The organism is Protofrankia sp. CiP1_Cm_nod1 (assembly GCF_920888515.1).
Taxonomy (GTDB): domain Bacteria; phylum Actinomycetota; class Actinomycetes; order Frankiales; family Frankiaceae; genus Protofrankia.
In genome coordinates this window covers 1-6,191 of the sequence record NZ_CAKKTM010000303.1, presented here as the reverse complement: position 1 = coordinate 6,191, position 6,191 = coordinate 1, and the positions used below count along the sequence as shown (strand labels likewise).

At 68.0% G+C, this 6,191-nt stretch carries 8 protein-coding genes and 1 pseudogene; 6 read left to right on the top strand and 3 right to left on the bottom strand.

Going from position 1 to position 6,191, the window contains the following annotated elements; genetic code table 11:
- Both NBX02_RS13675 and NBX02_RS13670 read left to right on the top strand, forming a co-directional pair.
- On the top strand, positions 1-259 hold a 259-nt coding region (locus tag NBX02_RS13675; protein ID WP_250291617.1), incomplete at its 5' end, for a hypothetical protein.
- A 399-nt stretch (positions 260-658) separates the two neighbouring features.
- Positions 659-1,630, top strand: coding sequence for a DNA-processing protein DprA (locus NBX02_RS13670; RefSeq protein ID WP_250291615.1), 972 nt, complete (start codon positions 659-661; stop codon positions 1,628-1,630).
- Positions 1,631-1,786: 156 nt separating this feature from the next.
- Here the strand turns inward: NBX02_RS13670 and NBX02_RS13665 are convergent, their stop codons facing one another.
- From NBX02_RS13665 to NBX02_RS13655, 3 genes are read right to left on the bottom strand one after another with little or no spacing between them, the layout of a single operon-like run.
- Positions 1,787-2,146, bottom strand: coding sequence for a hypothetical protein (locus NBX02_RS13665; RefSeq protein WP_250286686.1), 360 nt, complete (start codon positions 2,144-2,146; stop codon positions 1,787-1,789).
- The gene (locus NBX02_RS13660; RefSeq protein ID WP_250286684.1) at positions 2,143-2,412 is read right to left on the bottom strand and encodes a hypothetical protein; all 270 of its coding nucleotides are present in this window, start codon (positions 2,410-2,412) and stop codon (positions 2,143-2,145) included. The genes NBX02_RS13665 and NBX02_RS13660 overlap by 4 nt, the downstream gene beginning before the upstream one ends.
- Entirely contained in the window at positions 2,409-2,825 is a 417-nt protein-coding gene (locus tag NBX02_RS13655; protein ID WP_250286682.1) for a hypothetical protein, read from the bottom strand. The genes NBX02_RS13660 and NBX02_RS13655 overlap by 4 nt, the downstream gene beginning before the upstream one ends.
- A 192-nt stretch (positions 2,826-3,017) precedes the next feature.
- Here NBX02_RS13655 and NBX02_RS13650 point away from each other — a divergent pair, with 192 nt between their 5' ends.
- From NBX02_RS13650 to NBX02_RS13635, 4 genes and pseudogenes are all read left to right on the top strand, one after another.
- Positions 3,018-3,638: a helix-turn-helix domain-containing protein gene (locus NBX02_RS13650; RefSeq protein WP_250291613.1), complete on the top strand. Its 621-nt coding sequence runs from the start codon at positions 3,018-3,020 to the stop codon at positions 3,636-3,638.
- On the top strand, positions 3,635-3,856 hold the full coding sequence (locus tag NBX02_RS13645) for a hypothetical protein (RefSeq protein WP_250286678.1): 222 nt from the start codon (positions 3,635-3,637) through the stop codon (positions 3,854-3,856). The genes NBX02_RS13650 and NBX02_RS13645 overlap by 4 nt, the downstream gene beginning before the upstream one ends.
- A gap of 503 nt (positions 3,857-4,359) precedes the next feature.
- A pseudogene (locus NBX02_RS13640) lies at positions 4,360-4,863 on the top strand (transposase); the annotation flags it as partial.
- Positions 4,864-4,900: 37 nt separating this feature from the next.
- Positions 4,901-6,139 carry an MFS transporter gene (locus NBX02_RS13635; RefSeq protein WP_250291612.1) on the top strand — a complete coding sequence of 413 codons (1,239 nt, stop codon included), beginning with the start codon at positions 4,901-4,903 and terminating at the stop codon, positions 6,137-6,139.
- The last annotated feature ends 52 nt before the right edge of the window (positions 6,140-6,191 follow it).

The window sequence follows — 6,191 nt, the reverse complement described above, 5'->3', positions numbered from 1 at the left end:
GCACGACGCCGGCGTGTTCGGCCGCTACGGCGGCCGCGGGCTGGACGTGCTGTTCGCGCTCGCCGAACGGGCCCGCGCCGACGGCCGGCCGCTGTGGGTGCTGTGCCCGACGACCGAGCCGACCCGCCCGCCGCGCCTCGACGGCGCCCTCGTCCAACTGGTGACCGAAAGCGAGTGGATCGCCCTGCCCGACGCCTGGGTCACCAACCGGCACCGATCCGCCGACGAGGACCCCGACCTCGCCGGCAAGGCATCCTGACGAGACGACCGACCGAGCCCCACGGACGCGGCACCACGCAAGTCCGGTGGGGCCACTCGAACGCCGGTCAAGTAGCGCGGATCCCATCCACGACCACCCGCACAGGCCATGATCCAGGAGAGTTTGTCGTTGTGTACGTTTTTTGGCCGCAAAAGCGTACATAACGACAAAATTACGCCGATCTTCTCTGGCGGCCGACGTCCATCGAAGCGTGCCATCGTTCAGGAGGGATACGTATGGTTACCTGACCGGCGCTCTCGGCCCGCCTGAAACCGTGAAGGCGCCCGAGATTGCGTTTTTTGGGTCTGCGAGGCATGCCGGCCGCGCGAATGATGATCTGCCGAGCGACACGGGCGAGGCTTCCCGGAGCTGTCAGCGACCACACGTATATTCGCATGTATGTTCGATCGCATCATGGGGTGGCTGCCCGCCCGCGGCGCTCGCGTCCACTACGCTGACGGCGTGGCGGAGCCGGGCATCGAGGAGCAGGCGGAGCTCGTCGCGCTGCTTCGGCAGCGGCCGCGCGGGCTCAGTTGGCTTCAGCTCGCCGGTGCCGTGCTGGAGAGCGGGAGTGCTACGGCGGCGCGGGCACAGCTTGTCGCTGACAGCCTCTTCGGCGACGACGACCATGCCGTGCTGCTCGACCGGGCGCGGGACGAGGTCCGTGGCTGGCGTGCGGCCGGGCTGGAGTTCCTCTCGATCGCCGACGAGCGCTATCCGGCGCGCGTCCGCGACATCCACGAGGCTCCCCCGTTCCTGTTCGCCCGCGGCCGCCTGCTCGCCGATGACAGGGCCGTGTCCGTCGTGGGTTCGCGCAAGGCGTCGGAGCGGGGCCTGAAGATGGCCAGGTCCATCGCTGACACGCTGGTGTCGATGGATCTCACGGTGGTTGCCGGTCTCGCGGCGGGGATCGACACCGCCGCCCACGAGACCGCCCTCGCCTGCGGTGGACGCACCGTGGCCGTCATCGGCACCGGGATCAACAGGTGCTACCCGACCGCCAACCGCGGGCTTCAGGAGCGCATCGCGAAAACAGGGCTGGTGCTGTCGCAGTTCTGGCCGGACGCGCCGCCTCAGCAGCGTAACTTCCCGATGCGCAACGCGGTGATGTCCGGCTACGGCATCACCACGATCGTCGTCGAGGCGGGCGAACACAGCGGCGCCCGCATTCAGGCCCGGATGGCGGTGCACCACGGCCGGCCGGTGATCCTGACCGATCTCGTCGTCGACAGCACCGAGTGGGGCAGAGAACTCGTCGGTCGTCCCGACGTCTACGTCGCGTCGTCGATCGCCGAGGTGACAGCCGTGGTCGACAAGCTCGCCGAACGCCCGAGCCAACTGGAAGCGGTTCTCAGCCAGATCACCGTCTGATGGTCACCCGCTCACCCGCTCTCGACACACTCCGCGACCTCATCGGCAGAACAGGAAGTCTGTTCCTCTGCAATGTCCGATGGGTGCAGTTCCGCTCCAGCGATGTGACTATGAGATGATCATTCTGCCGTGCAATGGGGCACGTATTGGCGGTCCTCAGGGTCTGCCGTTCGAATCAAGATCCTGGACGCGAGCTTGGATGAGGGGGAGGATCTCTGCTACCGCTCTGTCCACAGACGCTGCAAGTACTTCTGCGTTCAGCTTGCGGTGAGGGATGTGGGCCAGCTTGTCGCGTAACGCAATGGCGCCGCTATAGGCGTATGTCACGCTTCCGTGCGAGGCCTGCTTCAACATCTCGCCGAAGGTGAGCATGCAGTACGCGAGCGAGAGCAGTCGCCCGTCGCCTGCTTTCGGTATTCCGTCACGAGAGATCGATAGGGCACGGTCCAGTGCCGCCCGCGCGTCGAGCAGGCATACAAGTTCGCGGCGTTCGCGATCAGCGGGGGTGGCGGTCATGCCGCCCCGCGTGCGTCGTCGAGGTATTCGGTTTCCTCCACGTCCACACCGGGGCCGCGGGGGACGACTTCCACGGTGGCGTCGATAATCGTGGAAAGGTCGGTTTCGAAACCGGTGATGTCGAAGTAGGAGCGGCCTTCGTCCAAGGTCGCCACGAGCTCTCCGGGCTCCGCGCTCAGCGCGAAGGAACGCAGGCCGTAACGGCGCCCCAGCTCGTGGATCGTCGCCGCGTTGGCCCGCAGCCGCGCGGGGCTGGCGAGTCTCATCGCGTGGCCTCTCCTCTGGGACGGGCGCGAGTGGTCTGCTGGTCCGACGTCTGCTTGACAATATCTCGTAGCCGCTCGTCTTCGGGCACCCGCAGCCACTCCTCGGCGCCGACCGCCCGGGCCTCGGCGGTGGTCGTCGGCTCCCTGCTCGGCCGGTTGGCGAACCAGCCGCCGCTGCCGTCGTCGAAGACGAGGTAGCCGAAGAAAGCCCGCCAGCCGAACGCCAGGTGCATGCGGCCCCAGGTCGAGGGGATGCCGGTGTGGTCCAGCCGGGCGCCGAAGTCGAGCAGGCCGGTGTGGCGCGGCCGGGGGCGACCGGGCCGGATGAGCCCCTGCACGGCCGAGCGGATGCCGTCCGCGTCGATCAGGACGTCCGCGGTGGCCCGGGTGCCGTCCGTAAAGCAGGCGGGCACCCCGCCGCCCGCCTCGCCAGGCTCAGGTCGGTGGCGGCGCTGCTCGGTCTGGTCACGGCCGTGGTCGCCTGAGTTCGGTCATTTGGTTAGTGCCTTGCCCGATCCGCCGACGAGGACCCCGACCTCGCCGGCAAGGCATCCTGACGAAACGATCGGACGAGAGCCCTACGGACGCGGCACCATGCAAGCCCTGTGGGGCCGCTCGGCCCGCCTGAAACCGTGACGCCGTCCGTGATTGCGTTTTTTGGGGCTGCGAGGCATGCTGGCCGTGTGAGTGATGATCTGTTGAGCGATCCGGACGACGACCTGCTGACCACGGGCCACGTCGCGGAACTGCTCGGCTGCTCGCGCCAGCACGTGGTCGATCTCTGCCGGCGGGGCCTCCTGCCGCATACCACTGTCGGCACGCATCGCCGCATCCGCCGCGGCGATCTCACACCGTTTCTCCCGGCCGAACTGACCCGCGACCAGGCCCGTTCGCTGTGGCTGCATCAGGCCGTTGCCGGCCGGCTCGTCACTGATCCGGACGGTGTTCTTCAAGCCGCCCGGGAGAACCTGACACGGCTGCTTGAGATTCATCCCAGCGGGGTGACCCGGCACTGGCTCACCATCTGGCAGGACATGCTCGACGCCGGGCCCGACGTGGTGCTGGAGATCCTGACCTCCACCACACCGCACGCCCGCGACCTTCGACAGAACTCGCCGTTCGCCTGCGTCCTCCCGGAAACGGACCGACAGGCAGTCCTGACAGCGTTCCGCGCCAACTGGCGACGGACACACGCGGCATGCAACCGGAGCCCCACGACTGCGTGATCGCGAAGCTGGTTGCGGGTCGTGAGAAGGACTTCGCCTTCGCCGACGCGCTTGTCCAAGCCGGGCTGATCGACCCACACGTCCTCGAGAAGCAGCCGAGCAGCGTCCCCGCACATTTCGCTACGATCAAGAGAATCGGGATGTGCCCCCGCGGCCAGCAGACCTTCGGTCAGGGCGTATCCGTATTGACGCCTGAAGCCACAGAGCGCATACTCTGAGCGCCCTGGGATACACGCCCCAGCGGAAGTGGCGCCCCGACCCTCCGGATGGTGGGTGCGGGGCGTTTGCGCTGTTCAGACATGGTGCACCGTGATCGGGCCATGCAGGGCGAGATACTCACTACGCCTACACGCCTGCCATGCCTGGCCCATCACCCCCACGCTCCACCCATTACGCGAACTGATCGACAAGCTCGCAGCCGGGCATCGGCTCCGCCTCTATCTACCCCCGTAGATCACAAAGGAGCTACCAAGCACAAAAAACCACCGATGGATAGACTTCCATCCCCGAATAAGATAGACATCATGAACGATACAAGCAGCCGCCATCACGATCTAATTTCCGAGGGATCGTACTTGCTCGATAAATCGCGGCCGCGCTGGGGGTGAGCTGGCATACCGCGCATGGCGGGTTCATCAGTGTCGCCGCGGCGGCGGGGATCGTAACCACCGAACAGACTACGACCATCACCTCAGCCCCGGGTCCGGATGCTGATGCCACCATGGCCGGGGCTGACGCCGGGGCCACAGGTGAGCAGCGGCCTGGTTCGCAGACGGCCCGGTCGGTGTCGAGCCCGCTGCCTCCGGTGGAGGTGCTGGGGTTGGACGACCAGCGCCGCGGACGTCCCCGCTGGCACCGTGACCCGACCAGTGGGCGGTCTGTCACCGACGCGGATCGCTGGCAGAGCGTTCTGATCGACGCCACGGGTGGCCATGGCCTGCTCGGGGTCGTGGAGAGCCGCGCCGCCACCCCGGTCGTCGACTGGATCACCGCCCGGCCCGCCCCATGGAGGGCCGGCGTCCGGGCGGTGACGATCGACATGTCCACCGTCTACCGGACCGCCGCGCGGGCCGTGCAGGCCGCGCTACCGTACCCGATGGTCGCGGTCGACCCGTTCCACGTCGCCCAGCTCGCGAACAAGGCGGTCGGCGACGTCCGCCGCCGGGCCACCCACCGGCTCCGCGGTCGCCGTGGCCGTGCCACCGACCCCGAGTACACGATCAAAACGCTGCTCCTGACCCTTGGCGCATACTGTTCCAAAGGTGAGCGATGCCGCCGGAATCGAGACAGACGCCGATGTGCAACAAGAAGTTCCTCTCCGGCGCAACGAGGGCTTCCGTATGCTGTGGATCGGCCAGCTGCTCTCCGATACCGGCTCAGGGATCGGCCTGCTCGCCTACCCGCTGCTTATCCTGGCGCTGACCCACTCGGCGGTGCTCGCCGGAGTGGTGGGGACGTCGCGGGCAATTACCCTGCTGTGCCTGCAGCTGCCCGCCGGGGCGCTCTCTGACCGGTTCGACCGGCGGCTGACGATGATCATTTGCGACATCATGCGCGCGGTCCTGCTGGCCCTGCTCGGCATCCTGATCGTGACCCATCTCGCGTCCTGGCCGGTCGTCCTGGTCGTGTGCCTGATCGAGGGAGGCGCGGGCGCCATCTTCAACCCGGCGGCTGCCGCGGCACTGCCGGGGATCGTGCCGGACAGGCAACTGGAGCAGGCGTCGGCCGCCACCGAGGCCAGGACCTACGCTGCCGCCCTGGCCGGCCCGGCGCTCGGCGGGGCTCTTTTCGGGCTGGGCCAGGCCGTCCCGTTCCTCGCCAATGCCGTCTCCTACGTGGTCTCGTTCGGCACGGTGAACAGGATCCGGGGGCAGTTCCGCCCGGAGAACGCGGCCGAGCGCAAGGCGTTGTGGCGCGAGGTGGCCGATGGCCTGCAGGTCGTCTGGCAGGTGCCGATCCTGCGCGCGGTAGCGATAACGGCACCCCTGATGAACTTCGCCTTCACCGGCGTGATCTTCACCGTCACGCTCGCGCTGCGTCATCACGGTACCTCCACCGCGGTGATCGGCCTGGTGCAGGCGACCATCGCGGCCGGCGGGCTGCTCGGCGCCATAGTGGCGCCCCGGCTGCAGGGGCGCATGCGCCTGGGAGCCCTGGCCACCACGATCACCCTGGCTGGGGCCCTGCTGTTCGGCGCTGCGGCACCGCTCCTCCCGTCGCCGCTGGTGGCGGCGCCGATCGCCATAGCGCTGCTGCTCGCGCCGGCCGTGAACGCCGCGCTGTTTGCCGTGACGCTCCGCAGTGCACCGGCAGAAATGCGCGGCCGAGTCATCAACACCGTGGTCATGGCGACTACCGCGCTGGCTGCGCTGGCGCCGCTGACCGCTGGACTGCTTGTCCAGCACGTGTCCGGCGCCTGGGCGGTGGGCGCCTTCGCCGCCACGGCCGCCGCCGCGGCAGTGCTGTGCCTGATCCTGCCAGGTTTGCGGCATGCCGCATGAGCCACACGGATGAAGATTTCGGCAAGGACAACGCAAAATCTATCCCAGTCGG

Bases quoted from the DNA above. Each gene is read 5' to 3' on its own strand.
- NBX02_RS13670 (WP_250291615.1), top strand. From the start codon at position 659: ATGTTCGATCGCATCATGGGGTGGCTGCCCGCCCGCGGCGCTCGCGTC.
- NBX02_RS13665 (WP_250286686.1), bottom strand. From the start codon at position 2,146: ATGACCGCCACCCCCGCTGATCGCGAACGCCGCGAACTTGTATGCCTG.
- NBX02_RS13660 (WP_250286684.1), bottom strand. From the start codon at position 2,412: ATGAGACTCGCCAGCCCCGCGCGGCTGCGGGCCAACGCGGCGACGATC.